Genomic DNA, 24100 nt, shown 5'->3' on the forward strand with positions numbered 1-24100 from the left:
AAGCAGTGATGCGGTACCAGCAAAGATGCAAACTCCGGGAAAGGTGACGGATTCCGGCCCGGCCTGCGCGACCTCCTTATGCACTTGAGAGAAGATGCAAGTCTGGACGCGGGCCTCTGCACAAGCGGTGACTTACTCGCCGCGATGCGCGAGAGGTGACAGATTCCCGCCCTGACGGGCATCGCCGTCCGTACCGTCCAAATATGGTGCATTTGCGCCGGCGACGCCGCGCAACTCGGCCTTGCTATCCATTGCGCAATGCCGCAGCCTGACGAAAGGTGACTAATTCCGGCCTGACCGGATCGCCGCGATGCGATGTCGACGCTCCACTTTGAACGTTCATTTGGGCTCCGCCCGGCCTTCGGCCTGAATGGATTGTCGCGCAGCAACCGCCGACTGTCCTGCCTTGCCTTTCTGTAAAGCGGCGCAAGATGATGAAACTCCGCACATCCTGCGGGAGGTTGCCAACAAAAAAGGGGCTCATCATATGAGGCGTGCCAAGATGTGGGCCCGATGAAATACGTCCAAAGTTTGGACAATTTTTAGCTGCGCTCCCCGCGCGGCGTATCCAGGCGCGAACATCTATAAGTGACATTGGGCGGCTCGACCCCGGTTTTTCCCCACAGGGGACAAATTTCGGACTTCCGAGGGCTCCCGCCGCGACGCTTGGATGATCGGCGCTCTTGACTGCACTTCGGCACAGGCTGCGCCAGGAACTCCATTCCGCTGTTTCGCCGCGGGACGCCACCGATTACCGAAAGGGTGACCAATTCCGACCTGAGAGGGATCGTTGCGCGACGCTTCCGGAGATATATCCAGTGTCGACGCAGTCGCGCCAGACAGGTCCGCTTCTCGATTTGTGCGCAGAGTGGACAGCAACCAAAGGTGACAGATTCCAGCCTGACAAGATCAACGCGGTGTGCGATAAAGCGTCCAAAGTTTGGACACCTCTGCTCAGCGGCCCTCGACTATTCCCACCGACTGTTTCGTCGCGGCGCCGCCGGGCCGGTGAACGGTGACACCTTTCGGCCTGGTGGGTCAGCGCGCCGAGACGGCCGCCAGCGCAAACGTTGAAAGCTGCACTGCGGCACCAACAATTTCGCCCGGTTGCGCCGCGCGAGGTTGCCGGCCGGCCAACCAAAGGGTGACAAATTTTCAGCCCGGTCCGGGAGATCGGGCGAAAGGTGACAGATTCCGGCCCGCAGAAATGCCCGCCCACGGTACCATTGCCCAACGCGAAGCGGCTTAGCCGGCACGACGGATGCGCACCGCATTCGGTGGCTCCGCACTGATCAGGTGACGATGCTCGCCGGCGAAAGATGACCGCTTCGGGTTCCGGAACCGCCGCGACGATGTCTGGACGAGGTGTCCAAAATTTGGACGCGCGCATACCGGCAACCACAAGGGCTCCGGCCGCCATCTGGGCAACGCGACCCGGCCGATCCGACAACCTGACGTAGGGAAGACACAGGTTTTTCCGATTGGACTCGGGACCCAGGGCAGGCGCCAGGCCGGAATCCGTCACTTTTCACTGCCAGCTGAACAGCAGATGAAGAGACAATCGTGGCCATGACACTAATGGAAGACTTCCGATGAAGTGTCCAAACTTTGGACATCACGCCGTGGGCGTGGGTGCAGGGTGACACGCGTTCTTACGCTCTTCTCGAGAAAGCCCCGGATGCAGAAAAGGGAGAGACGCCCGCTTTCGCGCCTGCTGGATGGCAACGCGGTCAAGAGAGGCGCAGGCCCACGACTCGTACCACGGCTTCGCATGTAGGTGACGATGCTGATCGTCGGCCTAGCGTCGCTGACGGCCGATTTTACCTTCGTCTGACAACGGCACGAAGATTTAGCGAACGGTGGAATATAAATCCTTTCGGGCCGTCCGAGCCAGTCACATGTTTGCCGTGCCTACAAAAACAGGGGCCGGCCAGACATCCCGCGCCCTCCGTTACGGGCCGCTAGCGCTTCCATTCACAGGATTGCAGCACAGGACGCTGTGTATGCGTCGCCCTGTGGGGTGAAAGAATCGCGCGCGAACACTGTCTTCGTTGCCCACTGGCTACATGAAGACTTACCAGCAATCCAGAGACGCCTGACCGAAATTCCAAAGGTGACACATTCCGACCCGGCTAGAGAGAGATGACGATAACTGTCCGCTTCAATGGGAGCGGTTACCCAGAGTTCATGGCCTCACCATAGGTTGTGGGTTTTCTGCGTCCAGCTGGCAGTGCTACGAAAGATGTCCCAATTCAAATCCTTACCTTGATGATCCTTGAGGAATCACCTGAGTATGAACCGCGATGTGTCTTTCCCTTTCCGAAAATATATATATCAAGGCTCTTTTGTAAGACCTTTTGTAATACAGTTTGTAAACGCCTTTATAAAACCTTTTGTAAACGGTCTGCGTGTTCTTGCCAAGCCTTGCAGGGCAAGGGATTGCGCTAGGGGCGAATTGCAGAAAGGTGACAGATTCCGGTCCAGAGATGACATAATCCGGCCGAAGGTGGACAAATTCCGACCCGAAGTGGACAGTATCCGGTCTGCGCGTGACATTATCCGACCGTTATCCACAACGGTGACTTGCGCCTGTCGCGTCACCGTTATACCATGGTGACGCCATTGAGTGAAGTCACTTCTGGCTGGACGCAGGAGAATAGTTTTGAGTAACACGCTGGAGACGGGTCGGCCGTTGCGCAAGACCTTGGAAGGCATACCTGATGACGCCGCGGAACTGATTGAGTCCATGGCGATCCAGCTAGGTACATCGCCGGAGGAAATACTCGAAGTCGACGGTCGGATAAAGGGCACTGTGGCGATGAGCAGGGCGCTCGTGAATGCGCAGCACGGGCTATCGCTTAACGAAAAGCGTCTGATGATGACTGCGTTGCGCAGCATAGACAGTCGTAAATCCCCTTATCAGCATGGCAAGGCGGATGGGTATGTTTCTGTCAGGATCCGGGCCGATGAGTTCGCCGCGGTGGGTGCATTGGCACCTCGAAGTGGTGAAAAGCAGGCTGCGGCTGCGTATCAGGGCATGAAGGAGGCTTGTGCAAGCCTGCTGGAACGCAAGCTGAGCTACACGGACGGCAAGAAGAGAGTGCAACTGCGGTGGGTGTGGAAGGCGACCTACCACGACGGCGAAGGATGGGCCGAGATCTGCTTTTCGCCCGACCTGACGCCACATATCTTTCTGCTACAGCGCAAGTTTGTCAGTTACCAGCTCGAATTTGCCCGCGGTCTGCAGTCCATCTATTCGTGGCGTCTGCTCGAGCTTCTGATGCGGGAGAAAGATCGGGGCCGGCTTCTGATCACGGTGGACGACCTGCGCACGGCGCTGGAGGTGCCAGAAACGTATCGGTTCGCCGATATCAAGCGACGGGTCATCGACATGGCAGTCGGTGAACTGAACGAGAAAGCCGACCTCGTAATTGACTGGAAGGGTATCAAGCGTGGCAGGGCGGTCCATTCGCTGGAATTCCGGTTTGTTGAAAATCCGCAGCAACGCCTGACGCTGGAGCCGGACGAACACCGCTGAGAGAGCGTTGGCCCCCAGCCAGCCCCTAATTTATGCGAACGCCACAGAGGCGCAAAGACGCGGTTCGTCGGGCAGGTGGATCGCCAAAGGTGCCGGTAATACGGAACGGCTAAGGTGTCGAGTGCTGCACCCGGGCGCAGGTATCAGCTGTCGGTTTCATACACATTCACCAGCTCAACGCGACCTCAAGACCCTACGACAGTACGACGTCTCGGCCCGAAGCTCGGTGACGCGCTTATGGCAACATCGGCGAGGCAGGTACCGGTCGAAATATTCAGCTAACGGTCAGTCAGCCGCACGCCCTGTGCTCCATACGCCAGGCTGATGTTGGCGTGCGCCCGGATCTGCCGGGGAGGTTGGGCTCCGGCGCTTGACACGCGGTTGTCGGATTCGGGGTACGTCGTCAGGGGAGGGGCCCAACGACCACCGGCGGTGTCGAAGGGCTTTCGGACGTGTCCCCAAGCGCCGCGAGCCGTGCCCGGAGCCCCGGCAGCGAAAAGGCCTTGACTGCTAATTGTCATTAGCAGTGAAGCGGTTAATGGCTGGAACGGCGGTATCGCGGTGTAAACCCCGGCTTTTCGCGGGCTCGCGCGGGGCGCTAGGATTTTGGCCCCCTTTAGACCGCAATTCGCCCGGACGCCGGCGGAGAGCGAATGCAAAGGCGCGCCTCACCGACCCCCGCGAAGGCGTGTATAGTGTTACATGTAACGTATCCAGCAACCGGGGGCACCATGGCGGCGTCTTTGATCGAACGCGTGCGCAACCACCGCAATGCGCTGCGGGCGGCCGGCTTGCGCCCGGTGCAAATCTGGGTGCCGGATACCCGGCGCGCCGGCTTTGCCGAGGAGTGTCGACGCCAGTCATTGCGCTTGCGCGAGGATCCGCACGAAGCAGGCACGCTCGACTTTTGGGAGGCAGCCGCCGATCGCGAGGGTTGGGAATGAGGCGGGGCGACCTGGTGACGATTGCGCTGCAGGGGGATTACGGAAAACCGCGCCCCGCGGTGATCATTCAGTCCGACCTATTCGACGCCCACCCGTCGGTCACGATTCTGCCGGTGACCAGCGAGCTCCGTGACACGCCGCTGTTTCGCATCGAAGTCGAGCCCAGCGCCGCCAACAATCTGTCGAAGCCGTCCCAGGTGATGGTCGACAAGGCGCAGACGGTCGCACGCGAGAAGATCGGCGCGGTGTTTGGGCGGCTGGAAGAGGAGACGATGGTGGCGGTCAGTCGCGCGCTGGCGGTTTTTATCGGCATTGCCTGAGCGCAGGGCCGATCGGCACAACCATCGGGCGGCCGGCGCTGTGCTTTCACCCGTCAGCCGTCGAACGCGTCGACGCCAGATGACCGTGATGCACCGGATCAGATCCGCACCGGGCGCGCCGCTTCGGTCACCGCTGGCTTGAAGCGGCGAGATTCGCGGTGCTGCTGGTGCCGTCGGTGGTGGCCCGGGCGGAATGCCATGCCGTGGTCAATCCGGCGCATCCGGACGCGGCGCGCCTCATGATATCCGGGCCATAGCCGGTGCAATGGGGAGAACTGCTGGGACCAGCGGCTGTCCTCGGCCGGGAGAGACGCGCCCCTGAATAAGCTCACCGTCTCTCCCTGAAAAGACTCACCCTTTGGACTCATCCCTTCGGCGTTCCGTCGATTTGCAAGAAAGGGCGCGCTCAATCATGGCCAATCAACCGCAACAGCTGACCCTGCCGCCGCCGCGCACCTACACGCGCACTGACTTCACCGCGCTGCGCGCGTTCGTGCAGCGCCTGCCGGCGACGACCATCGCGCGGCTCTATTACGATCCCGAGCACTCGCCGCATGCGGCGAGTGCCGACGCGATGGAGCGCTATCTGCGCACAATGCGGGACGACCTGGTCCAGCTCGCACTGCTACACGGCTCGCCGGTCCTCGCCGATCACCTGAAGGCGTCGATCAGGCAGCACGGCAGCGCCAAGCTGACGGCCGTAACGTTACGCATGGTCGGGCAGGCGTCGACCCTGGCGGCGGCGGTCCCGGTCGTGACGCACCCGGTCCACCTTTGGTTCCGACCGCTGATCGCGCAGCGCCTGAGCGGGGAGGGGATCAGCACGCTCGGCGCGCTGATCGACTATTGCAACGCGCGCGGTGGCAGCTGGTGGCGGTCGGTGCCGCGCATCGGTGCGCTGCGGGCAAGGACGATTGTCGCGTGGCTCCGCCGGCATCAGGCGACGCTCGGTGTCAGCGTGGCGGCGGACGTCGACACAGGGTCACTGGTTCCGTCGATCGGACCCAACGGCGCAAACCGCGGCGCGGATGGGGGCGCCGAGGATGCAGTGATCGTGATCGGCGACCCGGCTGAGCTGCGCCTGGCGCCCTTCGAGCACTTGGCCGTGCCGGTGGAGTTGTCGGGCGGGAATGGCACCAGCCGCGGCCTCAACCGGGCGACGAGCTTTGCATTTATCCGCGCCGAACACGACCTCGCGGCGGTTCACGCGTATCTGCACCGCTATCGCGATCGCCCTACGACCTTGCGCGCCTATACGCGCGAACTTGAGCGGCTGATCCTGTGGAGCGTGGTAGTTCGCCAGAAAGCGCTTTCGTCGCTCGCCGTCGAGGACTGCGAGGCGTACAAGGATTTCCTGAAAGCGCCGTTGCCGTGGTTCACCGGGCCAAAACGACCCCGCAGCAGCAGTCGCTGGCGTCCGTTCGCACCGGAAGGCCTGTCGCCTGATAGTCAGGCCTACGCGGTGCGGGTGCTCCGTGCCGCTTTTGCGTGGCTGGTCGAAGTGCGCTATCTGGCGGGCAATCCCTGGAGCGCGGTTCATGAACCGGCTACCATCACACGTGAATCGTCGATGCAGGTTCACCGGGCGCTGCCGGCGAAACTGTGGGCGCACGTGCGTGAAGCACTCGACGAGCGCTGTGAAGCGTCCGGTTCGGAAGCGCCCGGCGCCGGGGATGACGCCCGTCAGTGGCGGGCCGCCCGCGCGGCAATTCTGCTGATGGGCGATTCCGGGCTACGCCGCGCCGAGGCCACCTTGGCGCGGCGCGAAGATCTGCGCCCGGCCGAAGTCCGTGGCGATCCCGGATCTTCACGCGGTGGGTCATCGGGGCCGGCACAAAGAACCTCACCCGACCCGGGTCGCACGACGCCTGCAATCTGGACCATCATCGGCAAGCGTCGCAAACAACGCACGGTACCGGTGAGCGGTGCAACCATCGTCGCGCTGCGGGCTCACTGGAAGGATCGCGGATGGGACTTTGACGAACCCGGCGTACAGGGACCGCTAATCGCGCCGCAGTGGATTCCGGCGACCCGCACGGCGCTCGATCGGCACGACGCCGAGGGGGACGACGTGCCATACACAATCGATGCACTGGGCCGGCTCGTGCGTATGGCGGTGCAACGCTTGAGCGCACACACTGCTGCGCTGGCCAATTTCAGCGCGGAGGACCTGGTGCAGCTAGTCAATACCTCCGCCCACGCTTTCCGGCATACGTTCGGCACGCGAGCCGTCGCGCGCGACATGCCGACCGATGTCGTGCAGGCCATTCTCGGCCACGCGTCGTTACAGACCACCTCGATCTATGTGCGGGCAGAGCGACGGCGCATGCTCGAGGCCGCAGCGCGCTACTACGCCGATGATGACGGATAGCGGTGGCATTCGGTTAAGTGGGTGGCGGTTTGCGATCGGAGGATGAACAGCGAGCCATCATGAAGCAGATACAACGACTCTATGATCCGGCGCAGATCCGGGGCCGCCGAAGCCAAGGTGGCTGCACAGAACAGCGCGGCAAGTGGTTACGGTGGTGTCGTCAGTGGTTCGTCGGAAGCAGAACGCCCGGCCGCGTCGAAGGCCGACTGGAGCGCGATGTACAGCCACCCGTAATGCGGTGATTTCGCACGCACGGGTAGGGGCTGCCAAAAGTAGCTCGCCCGAGCATTGCGGCACTCGTGGACAGCATCAAGCAGGACGTCCGGACAAAGCCATAGCCGCCGCCCAGCACTCGCCTTGTCAATGCCGCCCGTAATTTCCCCAAGTGGGGATTATTCCTCCGACAGCGACATGCTTCACGATCGGCCGCCAGGCGCGCATTCGCCAGCTGGAGCGCCATGCCCCACAGCTCGGCGTCGAACTCGTTGAGTCTGTCCGTCAAGGCCTCCGGCGCCGGCGCCGTGATCGGCGTCTCTTTGGCCTAGCGCTTCGCCTTCCACTCGAACATCGCCTCCTGAATGGTCGTGAAACTGCCGCCGCCCACCGCCTTGCGCACAGCGGCCAGCGTCGCCGGCTTGCCAGCCTGGTCGAGCTCGTCCGCTACAACCCAGATCTGATCCTTGGTTATGGCCATGTTCGTGCCATGAACGCGAAAAAGCGCCCGGACTGTGAAAGTCCAGGCGAAGCCATCGGGAGCCCGACGGCGGAGGTGTTGATACGAAACTGGCCCGCTGCCGGGGCGTTGCCGCGATAGCGAGCCAGTTCCTTGAATGGAGGCGCGCAGGGGTGCTGCGCGCTCAGAGGGCGATGCCCGGTGGGCGGCGACAATGACTACGTCCGGTGTACCGACATTCATCTTGGCCGGTAGTGAGGAGTCGGAGGCGGCGTAGCCGCCGGAGACGACGAACTGCCGGCGGCGCCGGAGCGGCGAGGCTTAGGATGGCTGACTGAACCTAAAAAGAGGCGGTCAGCCCATGTCTGGAAGCCGCATTACCGACCTGCAGGTCCGCCTCTACATGAACCATCGCAAACACCATCCGCAGAAGCTTGCTGCGGCGAAGTCAGGCATGAGCGAGCGCACGGCGCGGCGTGTCGAACACGAAGCCGGGCTACCGTCGCAGCAGCCCCGGCGCTACTGGCGCTCGCGCCCAGATCCGTTCGCCGATGTCTGGGATAGCGAAGTGGTGCCATTGCTACGCGCTGCGCCAAAGCTGAAGGCGATCACCCTGCTGCGCAAATTGCAGGAGGACCATCCCGAACGCTTTCCGGACAGCATGCGGCGCACGTTCGAGCGGCATGTCAGCCAGTGGCGCGCGCTCGAAGGGCCGAACCAGGAAGTGTTCTTCCCTCAAACGTATCAACCAGGCGCGCGAGGCCTGTCGGACTTCACGCACATGGACAAGTTGTGCGTAACGATTGGTGGCATCCCGTTCAACCACCTGCTGTATCACTTCGTGCTGGCGTTCTCGCGCTGGGAATACGCCAGCGTGGTCGATGGTGGCGAGAGCTTCCAGGCGCTCGCGACGGGACTGCAGAACGCGCTTTGGCAGGCCGGCGGCTGCCCACGCGAACACCGTTCCGACAGTCTGTCGGCGGCGTTCAGAAACCTGCAGGAAGAGGAAGACTTCACGGTTCGCTATGCAGCGCTGCTCGAACACTACGGGATGCAAGGCACGCGCAACAACCGTGGCATGGGTCATGAGAATGGCAGCGTCGAATCCTCGCATCGCTATCTGAAGGATCAGGTCGATCAGGCTCTGGAGTTGCGCGGTCACCGCGACTTCGCAGACCGCGCCGCGTACGACGAGTTCGTGCGCGGGGTGGTAATGCACCGCAACCGGCGCAATGCTGCAGCGTTCCAGATCGAGCGCGAACACCTGCTGGATCTGCCTGAGCACCGTACCACCGACTTCGTTGAGGAAGAGGCGCGCGTGACCCGTTGCGGAACCTTCACCGTACGTTGCGTCCTGTACAGCGCGCCGTCGCGGCTGATCGGCCATCGCCTGAAGGTGCGCCTTTACAGTGACCGGCTCGATTGCTATCTGTCCGGCGCGCTCGTGCACAGCACGACGAGGGCCACGCACACCAGCAAGCGGCGCGGTCGCGGCATCGACTACCGGCACTTCATCGATTCGCTCAAACGCAAGCCGCAGGCCTTCAGGGGTCTCGCGTTCCGTGACGATCTGTTTCCGCGTGAAGCCTATCGTCGCACCTGGGAACGGCTGGATCAGGCACTGACGCCGCGTAGCGCCTGCAAGACCATGGTGGGCCTGCTTGAACTCGCCGGGCACCACGGCGTTGAGGCGCAACTGGCCGAGCGGCTCGATGCTTTGCTCGAACTCGGTGAACTGCCCGATCTGAAGGTGTTGTTCGATGAGTTCGCGCCGCGCCAGGCCGAGTGTCCGGTGGTTGTCGTCGAGATGCCGTCCGCCGCGCTTTACGATACGTTGCTCGATGAGGAGGTGCTCGCATGAACGCCGCCTACGATACTGGCCGTATCGCACTTATGCTCAACGAACTGCGCCTGCCAACGATCGGCCGGTTGTGGCCGGACTTCGCTGAACGCTCGGACAAGGAAAGCTGGCAGGCGTCGCGGTTACTCGGTGCATTGCTCGAACATGAACTTGCCGAGCGCGCCAAACGAAGAATCGAACGTCATCGTGCCGAGTCACATCTGGATCCGACCAAGACGCTCGCCACCTTCGACTTCGGTGTTGTGCCTATGGTCTCAAAGGCGCATGTGATGGCGCTGGCCACCGGCGATTCGTGGCTTGAGAAAGGCGCCACGATTCTCCTGTTCGGGCCGCCTGGAGGCGGGAAAAGTCATCTTGGCAGCGCAATCGGACATGCCCTGATCGATGCCGGCTATCGCGTGTTGTTCACCCGGACCGGCGAAATCGTGCAGAAGCTCCAGGTCGCACGTCAAAGTTTGCAACTGCCTTCGGCGCTCGCCAAACTCGACCGGTTCGACCTGATCATCCTGGACGATCTGTCGTATGTGAGGAAGGACCAGGCCGAAACCAGCGTGCTGTTCGAGCTGATCGCCGAAAGATACGAGCGGAAAAGTCTTCTGATAACCGCCAACCAGCCATTCTCCGGCTGGAATGACGTCTTCCCGGACCCCGGCATGACGGTGGCGGCCATCGACCGGCTCGTCCATCACTCGACGATCTTTGAGCTGAATGTCGAAAGCTATCGGCGCCGCACAGCCAGCGACAAACAGAAAGAGCGCCGCCGTCAATTACCCACTGACAACCCGAACGGAGCGACAACCATGCTCCCCTGACGCAGCGACAATCACCTCGGCCGACCGGCCAAGATGTTTGTCGGTAAACCGGACGTCCTGCTTGACGCTATCCAGCCCGGCGAACGGGCGGGTCGCCGGCGACCCGCGAACCTCACCGGTTTATTGACCGAAGTAAACCGGCTTCATGCCGTCATTGGATGCAGGGCGAGCTACTGCGGGTGCGCCCGATGCCGACGAGCCACTCACACCACCACCGTAACCGCTTGCCGCGCCGTTTTGCGCAGCTACCCTGGCTTCGGCAGCCTGGATGTCAGCGGGATAGGTAGTGCGGTCGCCGTCGCTTGGATGATAGCCAGCTTTTTCGAGCTGGACCAGCTCGGCGCGAACTTGCGCGCGGGTGACAGGCGCATTCGACTGAGCGAACGACACGACCGGAGCAGCAAGTACGGCGGCAACAACAACGGCTTGGATGAGCGACTTCATGACGACTTACCTCGAAATTTTGTCTTCCTGCTACGAACAGCCCTGTCCGTAACCAGTGACTACAGTCTAGGTAAGCAAACCCTTAATATTAAGGGCGAAGGCAGCAATTGTTTGTTGTCTGATATGGGTAAACCCCTAGATTATGATCCGCGTTACGACCTGTCCAAAAGCGAACGTTATTGTGCGGTCGGCGTTTAACCTGAACCTTTCGGAGATGCGCCTACTATCTGCGGCCTTAGCCAATACGGACGCCACGGACGCCCGCGCGCTCACCACGAGAGTTTCTGGACGGTCAAGCTATCCGCCATTGACTACGCTAAGACGTTCAAGGTGAGCTTAGATACCGCGTATGAGCAAATGGCAAAGGCCCTAGACCGGCTGCTTAGGGGTGCCAGGAAAGGACTATTTATTTACCCGGATTCTTTAACCTTCGACCGTGGGGGTGCTGCGCGCTACTGGCTCCCCCTAGACTATGACCTTTCGCGTAGCCCTTACCTGGCTTGGGGTTGCTGCGCGCTGTCGCCCCTAGACTTCTCCTTGGACTATGACCTTTGTTGGCGTAATCCTTAGTCGGTTATTGGGGAAACGGCCCGGTTCGGGAGCGCTCAACCGGGCCGTTTCCCCAATAACCTCAAAACGAACGGTCGAGGAGAGCACTATCGACCGCGCGAGCCCAGGGGCATTACGTCCCTGGCGATGCTCCCGCCCGCGACTTGCCTGGCGATGCACAGGTCATAGGCTGATTGCCGGTTGAGCCATCCCTGGGCCTCGCTGCCGAAATACCGCTCCAGGCGCAGTGCCATGTCCGCCGTGACGGCACGTTTGCCGGCCACCACATCACGCAGGCGTGAGAACGGGAGGGGCAGCGCCTTGGCGAGCGCACTGACGCTAAGGCCCAGCGGTTTGATGTAGTTCTTCGCCGGGATGAACGGGGCATGCCGTCACTTCCCGCCGAAAAGCCGCCCGACACCCCGCCTGGCCGGTGCCTCCTGCCTCTCAACCTCTGCCGGCGGCCGGCGCTCGGTCGTGATTGATGGCACAAACGGTTTGTCCTCCCAAACCGGCAGATTCTGCTTCTCGACCGTACCTTGTGCGCGGTCAAGATCGGGGCGGCCCCGGACCGCTCGTTGCAGTAGCAACAGTTCCAGCATCATGCCTTCAAGGCGGGAATTGTCCTGGGCCGGTACTGCGATCGGTTGCACCTGCGGGGGTGGCGCGGCTTTCGCCAAGGCCTCCCCTATTTCCTCGCCAGTGCGGGTCTGCCTGCTACTTAGCTCCCATACTTCTTCGCCAGTCTGGGCCAGCCTGTGGTTTAGAACCTGAACCGTTTCGGTCAGCTCCTCCACCCTCGCCTGGAGGTCCAGCATAGCCTGCGACTGGCCCTCGAATAGAGTGGCGCGGACGTATTTCGAGAGGTCACCGCCCGATTTGACTTCGAGTTCAGCCCGCTCTGCGACGGTGCAGCGGACTGTGAATCGTGTGTGGTTAGTCATAACGTTACAAGTATTGAAGCCGCGTTTGCCAGTTTTCAGCCAAACAAACCCTTGTCTGACGGGCATTCAATGATTTTGCGTCCGACTTTTGTCGGACGCAAATTATCGTCATTTTTTCGAATTGGAATCGCGAGAAGCCTTGCTGGTCGTGGGTTTGCGGGTTTTTGCACGTGCCGAAGGCACTTGCGTATTGTGTATGGCTCTTTAAGGGCAGTTGCGAACCACGAAAAACAGTACAGGGCCGGTACAGTTGGGCCGCGATTCGGAGGCAAAAACACGTCTCGATCTGTTCCCCAACGCGGTTACGGCACACTGAAGACAAATCAGAGACACATGAGGGACAAGCCAGTGACAAATCGAGGACATTGCGGGACGAAATGAGGACAAGTAGAATTCCCAGTGAGGACACTGTAGGGACAAAATGGGACATAGTGGGGACTGAGTGAGGACAAGCGAGGATGAAATGGATTTTTCGAACCTGAAACCGAAAAGCGAATCGTCTGTGATTCGAAACATGCTGGTCGAAATCGAAGTGGCGTTAGGTCGTGGAGTGACTCGGCAACAGGTGTTCGAAGCGATCAAGGCGGAACACGGTTTGACGATGGGTTTCGATGGATTCTGCAAGGCATTGCAGCGGGCGCGAAAGGCGCGAGGTCAGGCGCAAGGGGTTCAGGTGGCAATTGCTCCTCTGACGCTTCCAAAGGCGCTTGCTCAGGCGGTAGCGCCAGTTCAAGCGCAATCGGGAGTTAATAAGCCGCCTGTTGATGTGGCGGCGGCATTGCTGGACATGAAAACTAACGGTTTGCCGAAATCGGAAGTCGAAGAAAATTCTCCCGTTTACATTTCGAAAGCGGCGGCGGCACGATACAAGGCGGGGCCTAAACCAAGCGATAACCCGGAATACTGAGTGCAGCAGACACGGCACTGCGTCTGGAGCGATATTTCGGGAGTGAGGCCCAGGGCTGGCTCAACTGTAGATTGTCAATTACGATGGCCGCCCGCCAAGATAATTGTCGTTCTCTACTCAACCTGCAATCGGCCTATAACCTGTCGCGGGCAAGGCCATCACCAGGGACGTGACGCCCCTGGCGTGCGCGGACGATACGCGCAGGCGGTAGCTCTTCAGCGCATGGCGTCGCGGCCCGCGATGAACCGCTCGTAAGGAATTTCATCGTCCATGAACTGCCGGACCCACTCGAAGGTTTCCGGCGCGGTTAGGTCCGGCCCCAGAGCCTGCCGTAACAGTGCTTCCGTGGCAAACGTCACGGCCTCTCCGACGTGCTCGCCGTGCCAGGCACGCACAAACCGCTCGTTGAACTGCGCGCGGTCGGAAACGCCAACCGAAATTGTGCGCGTGCCGTCCGTCAGTTCGACCAGCAGCGGCACGCTCCGGGAGACGGCCTCGGTCTGGAAAAATTCGCGGAGTTCGCGAATATCGGTTTTGAACCGGTCCGCTTCTTCCGGCGAAATCTGACGCACGCGCTGGAACGCCTCGTGCAGCGTCACCGATTCAGCGGCGGTTGTCGCTTGCGTGTGATCGGTGAAGGTGAGCGGATCGAGTGGCGCATTGAAGTCGTCAGCGATCTTGATCTTTCCCTTCATCAGGCCGAAGCGGATTTTGGGTGCTTTCGTCATGGTCGATTCTCATTGAAGCCCGGGCCTAGCAGATAGGTGCGGCCCGAACCGCCTGCTAACAGTCATTCGGTATTACGCTCGCGCAGCTCGTCCAGGTAGCGGCCGAGCAGCGTCACCATTGTCGGGCCGTCGATGACCTCTGCGCGGCGAAGTGCGATGACCAGCTTTTCGGTCTCGTCGGGCACAGCCTCATCATCGGACAGCCGCGTAATGACCTCTGCCAATGCGCTATAGCCGTCCCTCACATACGTCACGCCATGACGCTTCGCCAGATCAGTGATGAACTCGCGCAGGCCGGTTGTCGGTATCTCAAGCGTCAAGGCAGGCTGCAGTGTTGGCGAAATCGACTGAGAACGAGTGTTCCTTGACATGTGAATAGGCCGATTTTTTCTTGTGTCAGGAAAAACCGGCAAAACCCCGCAGACGGCAGCCCATCGCACGTTTCGCCCCGGCCGAGGCGGGTACCACCCTGTGCGCCCGCCACAGACAGTTTATCGCGGGCCGTTAGATACGGCCCGAAACGCCCGACAACAGGTTTTGTGTTAACTACTGCCTCGCTCATCCATTTGGACATGGTCATTTGGCGCAACGCGACTTGTGGAAGAGAGGGCAAATGCGCGATAGCTCGCTCGCACGGATAGTACGTGCTCGACCAAGCGAACAAGTACTACCACCAACACTCGACATCGAATTCCAGACCAATATCCTTGCGAATCCGCGAGGCGGATGCTCTCTTCACACGCGCAGCGAGTCGATTGAAATCCAACTTGGTATCCCCAGGACGGAAGCATTGCCAGAAAGTCCAGCCATTCACTGATGACTGGGTAACGCTGTAGGCCGCAGCCGATGGCGAAGTGTGCTCAACACCGTCCAACAGGAATGCTCCGTTTTTGACCTCGCCCAAGTATTCCTTGCCTTTGAATACTGCTCTGAGCTTGGTTCCGGCAGGATACTCCCTTACACACCCACGCAGGTTCATCGCTTGTTGGTGCGACAGCAGTCAACTCAAAGGCACGGCCCCACCGGTTCGAGATCGATAGAGCCTAGACAGGGGGCCCCTCCAAGAGACGCCCGACCGGATGAAGTAAAAAAATATCGCAAAAAGCAATATTGCATCTTGCGATATTTTTGCTGGGCGCCTATAGTGGTACCTGTGCTGCATGGGCAGCACATTATTACCGGGGCTACGTCCCACTTCAAGGAGAAAAGCCATGAACAACGTACGAATTTTTAACAAGGAAAAACATGCGGGTCCTCTCCAAGAAAGCGGTTCTAGACTTTATTGAAAAACACCCTGCCGCGAAAAGTTCTCTGCTGCTTTGGTACACGCTGGCAAGTAAGTGCCAGACCGATGACCTCAACGGCTTGAAAACGACATTTGGCTCGGTTGACTACGTTCCAACCCAGTTTTACGTATTTGATGTGGGTGGAAACAATTTTCGCGTAGTAGCCACAGTCCATTTTGACCGGCAAAAATTGTTCATCCGTCATGTGCTCACGCACAAGGAATATGACGAATGGACAAGGAAAAATAGACGGAAATGAATATCCATAGCCATTCGGGAGGCGTTCCCGAAATAGTAAAAACCTGGTCTGTTTTACAGGACCAGGTTTTTATCAAACCAATTCGTAACGAGGACGACTATGACAAGATGGTCGCCCTCGCCAACGAACTGGCCGATCATTTGGGGGACGAGGAAGAAAGCCCCTTGCATGACATTTTTGGGGTAGTTACCGACCTGATTGAGGTATGGGAGACTCACCACGTTGAAGTTCCGACCGCAGAACCCCGTGAGGTACTGCGGTACCTCATGGACACGCATGATCTTAAGCAGAAGGATCTGGCCGATATCGCTTCACAAACCGTCATCAGCGACATTCTGGCTGGTCGTCGGGATATCAGCAAGAATGTTGCAAAAGCGCTGTCGGTACGATTTGGAACAGATATCAGCGCTTTTATTTAAGCATAACGCTTTGCTTAATTTTTAATGAATAGATGTATAAGGTGAATTCATGTTGTCTGCATACAATTTTGAGCATCTGAATTCATTACATCAATATGATGTCGGTCACGTTTTGCAGTGTTTACTGACGATTGCCTACGGAAGATTGCGAAGGACTCTGATGTATCTGTCGTCATGAATGCGGCCCTGCAAGTTATACGGACGAGACAGGAAGTTGAATTACGCTTTTTCGAATGGGAGTGTCAGACGGCATGGGACAAGAAATTTTATGCTCAGCTAGCTAAGACTCATGCTCAGCTGGAAGCGACTACGTTCGGTCTCATCTGACACCTGTCTGCAAATTCCAGTGAGATAACTGGAATCGCGCGGTGCGAACCTGCTTTCCTTGTGCCAGGCTCGCATCGCAATTTTTTGCGCGGCTATATGTGATAATGTCCTTTATCACATATATGACGGGGCCACCCGGCCGGTACGGCCCGGGCCAGCGCTGACGGGGCACCGGGGCAATCCCATCGCGGCGGGAACGTGCATGTTGTAGTATGTTGTATTTTGTAGTATAGTACAAATACTACATTCTCACCGAGAAAATGGACACCAACATGGCCATCACCAAAGACCAGATCTGGGCCGTCGCTGACGAGCTCGACCAGGCAGGCAAGCCGCCGACGCTGGCCGCCGTGCGCAAGGCGGTGGGTGGCGGCAGCTTCACGACCATCCAGGAGGCGATGTCCGAATGGAAGGCGAGGCGTCAGGCGAAGGCGGCACCGGTCACCGACCCGGCGCCGCCGGCCCTGACGGAGCGGCTTAACGAGTTCGGCGCCGAACTCTGGAGCCTCGCGCTGCAGCTCGCCAATGCGCGCCTCGCCGCGGATCGCGACACGCTCGAGGCCGAGCGGGTCCAGCTTGAGGCCGATCGCCAGGAGGCCGCCGATCTGGCCGATCAGCTGAATGAGGAGCTCGACGTCGCCAGGGCGCGTTGCGCGGCGCTGGAGCGGGCCGCGCGGGAGACGACGGAGCGACTCGAGGCGGCGCTGGCTGACGCGGGGACGGCCGGTGAGCGCGCCACGCGGGCGGAGACGCGTGCGACCGAGATTGAGCGGCGCGTGGACGACCTGAACGCGGAGCTGGTGCGCGTGCACGAGCAGAACCGGGCGCTCGTCGCCGCCCTTCCGAAACCGGATGCAGGCGAAGACGGCAACCCGGGCTCCCGGCGCGCGAAACGTAACTGAGGATCATGAACCCGCTCGTCACGCTCAATGGCATCACCACGCCAGCGCTCATGGTAGCGGCCGGCGGGCGCGCCGGCGTCCGTTTCATGGAGTTCTTTGCGTCGGCGATCCGCAATCCGCACACGCGCCGCGCGTACGCGCGCGCGGCCAGCGAGTTTCTGGACTGGTGCGCCGCTGCCGGTGTAGCGTCAATTACTGAGGTGCAGCCGCTGCATGTCGCGGCGTGGATCGAACGGCAGACGCAGACGCTCTCGGCGCCGACGGTCAAGCTGCGGCTCGCGGCGATCCGGCACCTGTTCGACTGGCTCGTGACCGGCCAGATCGTGCCGCACAACCCGGCCTCATCAGTGCGAGGTCCCAGCCACACCACGAAAAAAGGGAAAACGCCGGTGCTCGATGCGGCCGAGGCGCGCCAGCTGCTGGACAGCATCGATGTGACGACCCCGATTGGCCTGCGCGACCGGGCGCTGATCGCGCTGATGGTGTTTTCGTTCGCACGGGTGGGCGCCGCGCTGGCGATGCGGGTCGACGATGTCTATGTGCAGCAGCGGCGCCTGTGGGTGCGTCTGCGTGAAAAAGGTGGCAAGGCGCACGCCATGCCGTGTCATCACACGCTGGAAGCGTATCTGCACGCGTATCTGGACGGGACCGGTGTTGGCGGTGATCCGAAAGGGCCGCTGTTCCGCACGATTGCGCGCGGCACCGGGCACCTCAGCACCACCGCCCTACCCCAGGCCAATGCGTATGCGATGGTGCGGCGCCGCGCGCTGGCCGCAGGCATCGGCACGGCGATCGGCAATCACACGTTCCGCGCGACCGGCATCACTGCCTATCTGAAGAACGGCGGTACGCTCGAGAACGCCGCGGCGATGGCCAACCACTCGTCCACGCGCACCACGCAGCTCTATGACCGACGCCGCGACGAGATCAGCCTCGACGAGGTCGAGCGGATCCGCGTGTAAGACACGGTAGCTCTTTCGACTCGCTTCGCTGTCCATAGTAAATTGATTGTCTCCACCGGCCGAGGCCGTGTCAAAACTCAAAATCACTAGGTTTTGGTGGGTTGCTTTACCCCTTCCGAGGTGCCGCGAGGCCGATATAGGGCGTTCTGACAAGCCGTTTTTTGCGCTGAGTCGAAGCGGCGTGCGTTTTGACACAGGTGCGCCGGGAGACCGGCAAGGAGTAAGTGGTGCAAGTCCACTGCGATGAAGGGATAGCGAACCACATCGGCCCCGGGCCATGCGCAGGCGTCCGTGAGGATGTCCGCGAAGCGTCGGCAGGGGTAATGGCACCACAATTCGTCAAACCCTACGTGAAAACGAACAAAAACGATGTGACTGATGCTGAAGCCATCTGCGAAGCGGTTGGCCGACCAAACATGCGTTTCGTGCCGATCAAGAACATCGAGCAACAGGCCGTGCTGGCGTTGCATCGCGTCCGTCAAGGATTTGTAAAGGCGCGGACGGCGCAAGCCAACCAGATCCGCGGACTGCTGGCGGAATTCGGGCTTGTAATTCCGCAGGGCATCGCCCACATCGCCAAGCGCGTACTGGAGCTTATTGAGGATGCGAGCAATGAGTTGCCGGGTTCGTTCCGTCTGCTTGTGCAGCGCCTACTGGAGCAATTGAAGGAGCTTGATCGTCAGGTCCATGAGATCGAGAATCAAATTATCATCTGGCATCGCACGAACGATGGCAGCCGCAAGCTGGCCAGGGTTCCCGGCATAGGGCCGATCACGGCCAGTGCGATGGTGGCTTCTATTGGCGACGCCAAGAGTTTCAAAAATGGCCGACAGGTAAGTGCCTGGATCGGGTTAGTGCCCAAGCAAAACTCCACTGGCGGCAAGACGGTGCTATTGGGGATGAGTAAGCGAGGGGATTCATATCTTCGAACGCTACTGATCCAGGGCGCACGCTCGGTGATCTACGCGGCGCAGCGAAAGGAGACTCCCGACGACGGCTGGCTGAGTCGGCTGCTTAAGCGGCGTAACGCCAATGTGGCGGCCGTTGCCCTGGCTAACAAGAACGCCCGAATTATCTGGGCGTTGCTGTCCAGTGACCGCGAGTTCCGCTCTGACTACGCGACGGTTATCGCAGTCGCGTAGTCAGAGCGGCTTGAAAAATCCACCGTAACCCCGTAGCGGACCAGCTCTATCGATTGCTCAGGTGATCATGAATTGATGGCAAAACTGGTAAGACCGTGGCCAAGAAAATCTGACCCGCACAGCGTGCCTCGAGCACACGGATCTATTGAGAACCTGGCCAGCGGATTCCATCAGGGACAGCGGCAACGCCGCACCGAAAGTCCGGATGTATGAGTGCAATCTCTACCTTTGAGCCGTCACAGATTGAAAGCTTGGCAAACCGGGGGCGTCCATGTATGTGCGGGGGTGCTCAGTAATGGGCATCCCTACCGCAATCCTGGGCCATGAAGAGACAATCGCGAGGCGCCCCCCGAACGGCCGGTCATCGGGCCACAGCGTCATTCAAATTGGGCGACCCGACGGATGAAACGCTTTAGGCCGCGCGCAGCACGTAGGGGAAGCCTTGTGGGCGCATTACTCCCGCACTGGGCGGCGAGAATATCTTGTCTAGCTCGACTTCACCGTCGACGCTCCACAGCGCACCGACCCGCACGAAATAGACCTTTCTTCTCGTGCGACCAAGCGCGCGCGACGCGCTGGTCGGCCAGCAAATTCAGGCATGCTAAAACTACCCCATAGCGATTGTCCGCAGCGCCGCACGATCCTGGATGGAAATCCGCCGTCCCTGTTTCACGATGACACCCCGGCGCTCGAGTGAGGCCAGTACGCGCGAAACAGTTTCACGGCTGACATTAGCCATCGCCGCAATCGTTGCATGATTCGGGAGTTCAACCGCCGAAAGGAGATCCGCGCTACTGATCTCCGAGACGATCACGGCAGAGATCCGCGCCGCCGCTCGCGGCAGCCCCTGTTGGGCGTAACGGTGCGCAAAGCGTGTAACCTGCGCGGCCAGGGAGCGGGTCAGCGCGCGCGACACCTCGGAATCAGCGAACAACTGGCGCGCCCGAACACGGCTCAGCATGGCAATGGTGCTTTTCCGGCTGGCGATGATATTCGCGGGAATGGGCACATCTCCGACTATTGCTGCCTCGCCAATTGACTCGCCAGCCGCGACAGTCCGTATCCCGATCTCATCCCCTTCTTCCGACGCAAAGCACTTTCTGAGCTGGCCAGATAAAACCAGTATGAGAGGCGAGTCGGCGTCGCCCTGCAGGCAGACATAATCGCCACTCTCGACGTCAGAGACGCGGGCCGCGTCGGCGGTCGCGCGAATCACCTGCTGACAGCATGTTTTCAGAAGGGTCTGCCTTTCTAACTCCGCCCATAGACTGTGGCCGCGCAAATTATCAGGGTCAATCCAACTTGATGGGACGATCCCGGCGTCGCTGTACGTCATATGATTCTGCGTGCCCCCAGCTGCGAGGAGGGACGCAATATCAGGCGATCCGACCAAGGCGACAGGATTGACTGATTGTCGGGCATCCTCAAACCCCTGGAAGATCGAACGCCTCAGGCCTAAGTCTGGGACGATGACTCGTCGGCTTCTTCATGCTGGAAATTCCTCGCGCTTCTTGAGTATGGCCGCTTAATCTTCGCGGCTCGTTTGCGTTAACGCACCGCAAGTTTTACCGATTTCCGCTTGGTGTGCTTTACCGTGCGTGCCAGTTTTCGAGATATTTCACGCTAATCGCGCTTTCCAGCTATATTCCATTCCTGCCATCAGCTAGTTTCTCCGAATGTCGCCGTCGCGCTCCCATGCCGCCGGTCGGCCGAGATCTCCGAAGGTCCGTTTCAGGGCCAACATGAGCCAATCGCCAACTACGTTTCGACCGCCCGCTCGGCAATCTGCCGCAACAACCTCCTCTCGAAACCAGTCCATGCCATCGACTTCGGTGTTGCGCGAATTAGCGGTTTCCACTCTCTACGAAGGCTTGTTTTTCACGACGCAAACGTTGGCGAATGTCCGCATTGGGCATTACAGCGCCTGTCGCATGCTCACCGGCCGCAGATCGCAATGAAAAGTGCGCTTGCGCAGGCGAGCAACGATCGGGCGCGCGTGGTATTTTGCGATGCGTCGCGCAGCAAGGATTGCGCGTTCAACCCGAAGCTCACGCGTCTTAGTTGATGACCAAACAACAAATGTGCACGCCCCTGGACGCGGCATGCGCCCAGCCGGCCGGAAACCAGAAAAATCGCCGCGAGCTTCTCAAAACCGTTGTAGCAGCATCGCTTGTCACTGGCCTCGAAATGTTCGATTTCACCGTTTTCGGATTTTTCGCGGTGGTGATCGGCGATCGGTTCTTCCCGGCGAACGATCCGATGACTTCATTACTGTGGGCCGTCGGCACATTCGGCGTCGGTTTTTTCATGCGGCCTGTTGGCGCGATGATGATCGGCACCTACGCGGACCGCGTGGGACGCCGCGCCGCGATGACGAGGACCAGCTGGATGATGGCTCTGGGAACCGCCGCGCTCGGCCTGTGCCCGTCGTACGCCAGCATAGGCGTGATTGCGCCGCTCATTGTCATCGCCGCTCGATCGTTGCAGGGCTTCGCCCTTGGTGGCGACATCGGAGTCGCCGCGACCTTCGTGCTCGAGGCGGGACCGGTGTCACGCCGCGGCTATCTGGTCAGTTGGCAACTCGTCAGCCAGGGGACGGCCGCGTTGCTGGGCGCAAGCTTGGGCCTGCTAATCACCAGCACGGTATCACCGTCTGCTGTTGCTTCGTGGGGCTGGCGAATCCCATTCGCGATCGGTCTTCTGATCGCCCCAGTCGGCCTCTACGTTCGCCACCGGCTTCGCGATGATCCGATTCTCAACAACGCCGCCACCCATGCCGGCCCTCCGCTCACCGAACTGCGTCGCGAACATGGGACGACGATCCTGCTGGCAATTCTGATGATGATGGGGCAAAGCATACCGGTCTACGCGATCGTCTACTTCATGCCGAGCTATGCGACTCGCGTGATGCACATGCCCGCCGCAACCGGATTTCGGGCTTCCGCGTTGTCCGCGCTGCTGCTGGTCGTCATTCCACCGCTGGCGGGCCGTCTGATAGACAGTTTGCGTCGCCGCAAACCATTGGCCCTCGTCGCCTGCGGATGCACGACCCTTCTGGTCTATCCCGTCTTTCTGATGATTACCCGTGCGACCAGCGCGCTGCCTGTCCTGTGCGGCGTCGGGCTCATTAGCACAATGGTGGCGTTTGGCGCCGGCGCGGTCGCCCTGCTTGTGCTCGAAGCCCTTCCTGCGCGGGTGCGCGCCAGCGGCATGGCCGTGTCGCATGCGCTCCAGGTCGCCCTGTTCGGCGGTACCGCGCAATTCATCGTGACAGGTCTGATCAAATGGACCGGCGATCCAATGTCTGTAGCCTGGTATGTCGCCCCGGCATGCGCGGTGAGTTTTTGTGCACTGATGCTGTTCAAGGAACAGCATTTCGAAATCTGAACTGGTACCCACACTTTCTGTCGCCGACCTTCGCGTCGGCGACAGAAAATCGGCGCGCCTAAGCCACCGTACCGACCAAAGCCCGGAAATCCTGCGGGGCCATTTCGTAGGCTCGCCGGAAGGCGCGCGTGAAGTCCGAAGCGCTTTTAAAACCAAGTCCGTAGGCGATATTCGTCACCGTCATGTTCGGGTTGCATGCCAGATCATCGGCTGCACGGCGCAGTCTGAGATGACGGATATAGCTCCCGAGACCGCCTTCATGTTCGAACAGGCGATACAGAGTCCTGCGGGGAAGCTGCAACGCGTCGAGAACGCGCTCGGGAGAGAGGTCTGCTTCATACAGGTTCGACTGGATATAGCGCCGTACCTGGCCAAACATGGCGGCGCGGGCTGCCGACCTCGCATTGCCGCTCAGCCGGGCCTGTTTGCCGAACGCTGCGACAAGGAGTTGGGCCGCTGCGCGTATGGCGCCATCCGCCTCGTCAGCGCTCATGCACCCAATGCTCTGAGCAAGCGTCGCAACGTGCTGGATGATGAGCCGCGTGAGCGGCGTCGTACCATGGATCGTACGGCCGTGGATGGCTCCGGGATCGGGAAATACCTCTTGCACCAGCTCGCCGGGCACAAAGAAATTGATCACCCTGCATGCATTGCGCTTCATGCGAATGGGCTGACTCATATCTATCGCAAGGATACTTCCAAGGGAAGGCGCCCCCCCGCGCCCCGACACGCGCACTGAAACGTTCTCGACATTACCCTCCAGAAACACGAGGAAACTGAAGTCGCGAAGCTTATCCCTCGAAATCCGGGCCATTGTGCGCTCGAGCACCAGCATGTCCGAGCGGCAATCGGTAAACATGACCGCGCCGACCTGGTAGCGATCGATTGACGCCTGGAAAGGTTTTCCGAGCTCAGAGAGCGGGGGCAGCACCACATCAATGACATGTCCCACCCGATCCCGCCAGGCGAGCAACGGTAGCTGCTGCACTTCGGCTTGCGTACTGAAATGACTGCGGACGATGCGATTTTCTAGCGCAATGTTTGCAGGGGATAGGCTAGCGGGCAAATTCATACAAGGTCCTTCACGAACTAAGGCTGTGGACCGCCAGGATCGGTCCGATGCGGGTCGATCAGCGGACATTCGACCCGCACATCGCGCGGACGCCTACAGCACCCGCAGGTTGCGGATCCGCCCGATCCCCGGCGAGCGCTGGCGGATCACGTCGGCGATGAACTCGGGGAGCAGCGCGCGCGGCACGGTGGCCTGCACGTCCGTCACCAGCTGGGATGGGATATGGACAATGAACGCATCCGGAGCGGCTGCC

General features: G+C 60.3%; 21 protein-coding genes and 2 pseudogenes. 14 read left to right on the top strand and 9 right to left on the bottom strand.

All coding sequences use genetic code 11. From position 1 onward, the window contains the following. The first annotated feature begins 2662 nt into the window (after positions 1-2662). The 5 genes and pseudogenes from OKW45_RS39510 (at position 2663) to OKW45_RS39530 (ending at position 7173) form a co-directional block, all read left to right on the top strand. On the top strand, positions 2663-3538 hold the full coding sequence (locus OKW45_RS39510; protein WP_429474078.1) for a replication initiation protein: 876 nt from the start codon (positions 2663-2665) through the stop codon (positions 3536-3538). A 743-nt stretch (positions 3539-4281) separates the two neighbouring features. Next, positions 4282-4482 carry an antitoxin MazE family protein gene (locus tag OKW45_RS39515; protein ID WP_429474079.1) on the top strand — a complete coding sequence of 67 codons (201 nt, stop codon included), beginning with the start codon at positions 4282-4284 and terminating at the stop codon, positions 4480-4482. Continuing rightward, positions 4479-4802, top strand: a complete 324-nt coding sequence (locus OKW45_RS39520) for a type II toxin-antitoxin system PemK/MazF family toxin (RefSeq protein WP_429474080.1) — start codon at positions 4479-4481, stop codon at positions 4800-4802. Before OKW45_RS39515 ends, OKW45_RS39520 begins: the two co-directional genes overlap by 4 nt. 110 nt (positions 4803-4912) lie before the next feature. Further along, positions 4913-5059, top strand: a pseudogene (locus tag OKW45_RS39525) (RES domain-containing protein); the annotation flags it as partial. A 155-nt stretch (positions 5060-5214) separates the two neighbouring features. Beyond that, positions 5215-7173, top strand: a complete 1959-nt coding sequence (locus OKW45_RS39530; protein ID WP_429474081.1) for a site-specific integrase — start codon at positions 5215-5217, stop codon at positions 7171-7173. A 541-nt stretch (positions 7174-7714) separates the two neighbouring features. Here OKW45_RS39530 and OKW45_RS39535 read toward each other — a convergent pair. After that, positions 7715-7867 carry a DNA-binding protein gene (locus OKW45_RS39535; RefSeq protein WP_429474082.1) on the bottom strand — a complete coding sequence of 51 codons (153 nt, stop codon included), beginning with the start codon at positions 7865-7867 and terminating at the stop codon, positions 7715-7717. Positions 7868-8207: 340 nt separating this feature from the next. Here OKW45_RS39535 and istA point away from each other — a divergent pair, with 340 nt between their 5' ends. Both istA and istB read left to right on the top strand, forming a co-directional pair. Next, the gene (gene istA, locus OKW45_RS39540) at positions 8208-9707 is read left to right on the top strand and encodes an IS21 family transposase (RefSeq protein ID WP_429472120.1); all 1500 of its coding nucleotides are present in this window, start codon (positions 8208-8210) and stop codon (positions 9705-9707) included. Beyond that, positions 9704-10519, top strand: a complete 816-nt coding sequence (istB, locus tag OKW45_RS39545) for an IS21-like element helper ATPase IstB (RefSeq protein ID WP_429470884.1) — start codon at positions 9704-9706, stop codon at positions 10517-10519. The genes istA and istB overlap by 4 nt, the downstream gene beginning before the upstream one ends. Before the next feature lie 120 nt (positions 10520-10639). On the opposite strand, the gene OKW45_RS39550 is transcribed toward istB, so the two are convergent. The 3 genes from OKW45_RS39550 to OKW45_RS39560 all read right to left on the bottom strand — a co-directional run bounded on the left by OKW45_RS39550 (position 10640) and on the right by OKW45_RS39560 (position 12456). Further along, complete coding sequence (locus OKW45_RS39550) at positions 10640-10963, bottom strand: DUF4148 domain-containing protein (protein WP_429474083.1); 324 nt, start codon at positions 10961-10963, stop codon at positions 10640-10642. A gap of 656 nt (positions 10964-11619) precedes the next feature. Beyond that, positions 11620-11889 carry a HigA family addiction module antitoxin gene (locus OKW45_RS39555; RefSeq protein ID WP_429474096.1) on the bottom strand — a complete coding sequence of 90 codons (270 nt, stop codon included), beginning with the start codon at positions 11887-11889 and terminating at the stop codon, positions 11620-11622. Between the two features lie 15 nt (positions 11890-11904). After that, positions 11905-12456 carry a hypothetical protein gene (locus tag OKW45_RS39560; protein WP_429474084.1) on the bottom strand — a complete coding sequence of 184 codons (552 nt, stop codon included), beginning with the start codon at positions 12454-12456 and terminating at the stop codon, positions 11905-11907. Positions 12457-12919: 463 nt separating this feature from the next. Here OKW45_RS39560 and OKW45_RS39565 point away from each other — a divergent pair, with 463 nt between their 5' ends. Further along, on the top strand, positions 12920-13363 hold the full coding sequence (locus OKW45_RS39565) for a hypothetical protein (protein ID WP_429474085.1): 444 nt from the start codon (positions 12920-12922) through the stop codon (positions 13361-13363). A 215-nt stretch (positions 13364-13578) separates the two neighbouring features. On the opposite strand, the gene OKW45_RS39570 is transcribed toward OKW45_RS39565, so the two are convergent. The 3 genes from OKW45_RS39570 to OKW45_RS39675 all read right to left on the bottom strand — a co-directional run bounded on the left by OKW45_RS39570 (position 13579) and on the right by OKW45_RS39675 (position 15070). Beyond that, on the bottom strand, positions 13579-14058 hold the full coding sequence (locus OKW45_RS39570; protein WP_429474086.1) for a hypothetical protein: 480 nt from the start codon (positions 14056-14058) through the stop codon (positions 13579-13581). Positions 14059-14153: 95 nt separating this feature from the next. Beyond that, complete coding sequence (locus tag OKW45_RS39575; protein ID WP_429474087.1) at positions 14154-14411, bottom strand: hypothetical protein; 258 nt, start codon at positions 14409-14411, stop codon at positions 14154-14156. A gap of 347 nt (positions 14412-14758) precedes the next feature. Next, entirely contained in the window at positions 14759-15070 is a 312-nt protein-coding gene (locus OKW45_RS39675; RefSeq protein ID WP_503129168.1) for a DUF4357 domain-containing protein, read from the bottom strand. Positions 15071-15336: 266 nt separating this feature from the next. Between OKW45_RS39675 and OKW45_RS39580 the strand changes: the two genes are divergently transcribed. From OKW45_RS39580 to OKW45_RS39600, 5 genes and pseudogenes are all read left to right on the top strand, one after another. Continuing rightward, positions 15337-15636, top strand: coding sequence for a type II toxin-antitoxin system HigB family toxin (locus tag OKW45_RS39580; protein ID WP_429474088.1), 300 nt, complete (start codon positions 15337-15339; stop codon positions 15634-15636). Beyond that, positions 15633-16055 (top strand): helix-turn-helix domain-containing protein, encoded by a 423-nt coding sequence (locus OKW45_RS39585; RefSeq protein ID WP_429474089.1) that lies wholly within the window; start codon positions 15633-15635, stop codon positions 16053-16055. The genes OKW45_RS39580 and OKW45_RS39585 overlap by 4 nt, the downstream gene beginning before the upstream one ends. Positions 16056-16654: 599 nt before the next feature. Continuing rightward, entirely contained in the window at positions 16655-17284 is a 630-nt protein-coding gene (locus tag OKW45_RS39590; RefSeq protein ID WP_429474090.1) for a DNA-binding protein, read from the top strand. 5 nt (positions 17285-17289) lie between these two features. After that, positions 17290-18246, top strand: a complete 957-nt coding sequence (locus tag OKW45_RS39595) for a tyrosine-type recombinase/integrase (protein WP_429474091.1) — start codon at positions 17290-17292, stop codon at positions 18244-18246. A 320-nt stretch (positions 18247-18566) separates the two neighbouring features. Beyond that, positions 18567-19388 (top strand): annotated as a pseudogene (locus OKW45_RS39600) (IS110 family RNA-guided transposase); the annotation flags it as partial. A gap of 607 nt (positions 19389-19995) precedes the next feature. Here the strand turns inward: OKW45_RS39600 and OKW45_RS39605 are convergent. Then, positions 19996-20724, bottom strand: coding sequence for a Crp/Fnr family transcriptional regulator (locus OKW45_RS39605; protein ID WP_429474092.1), 729 nt, complete (start codon positions 20722-20724; stop codon positions 19996-19998). A 728-nt stretch (positions 20725-21452) separates the two neighbouring features. Between OKW45_RS39605 and OKW45_RS39610 the strand changes: the two genes are divergently transcribed. Beyond that, positions 21453-22775 (top strand): MFS transporter, encoded by a 1323-nt coding sequence (locus OKW45_RS39610; protein ID WP_429474093.1) that lies wholly within the window; start codon positions 21453-21455, stop codon positions 22773-22775. A 58-nt stretch (positions 22776-22833) separates the two neighbouring features. Here OKW45_RS39610 and OKW45_RS39615 read toward each other — a convergent pair whose 3' ends face one another. Beyond that, on the bottom strand, positions 22834-23847 hold the full coding sequence (locus OKW45_RS39615; RefSeq protein WP_429474095.1) for a helix-turn-helix domain-containing protein: 1014 nt from the start codon (positions 23845-23847) through the stop codon (positions 22834-22836). Positions 23848-24100 lie beyond the last annotated feature (253 nt).

The sequence above is a fragment of the Paraburkholderia lebeckiae genome (assembly GCF_050436225.1).
GTDB classification, from domain to species: domain Bacteria; phylum Pseudomonadota; class Gammaproteobacteria; order Burkholderiales; family Burkholderiaceae; genus Paraburkholderia; species Paraburkholderia tuberum.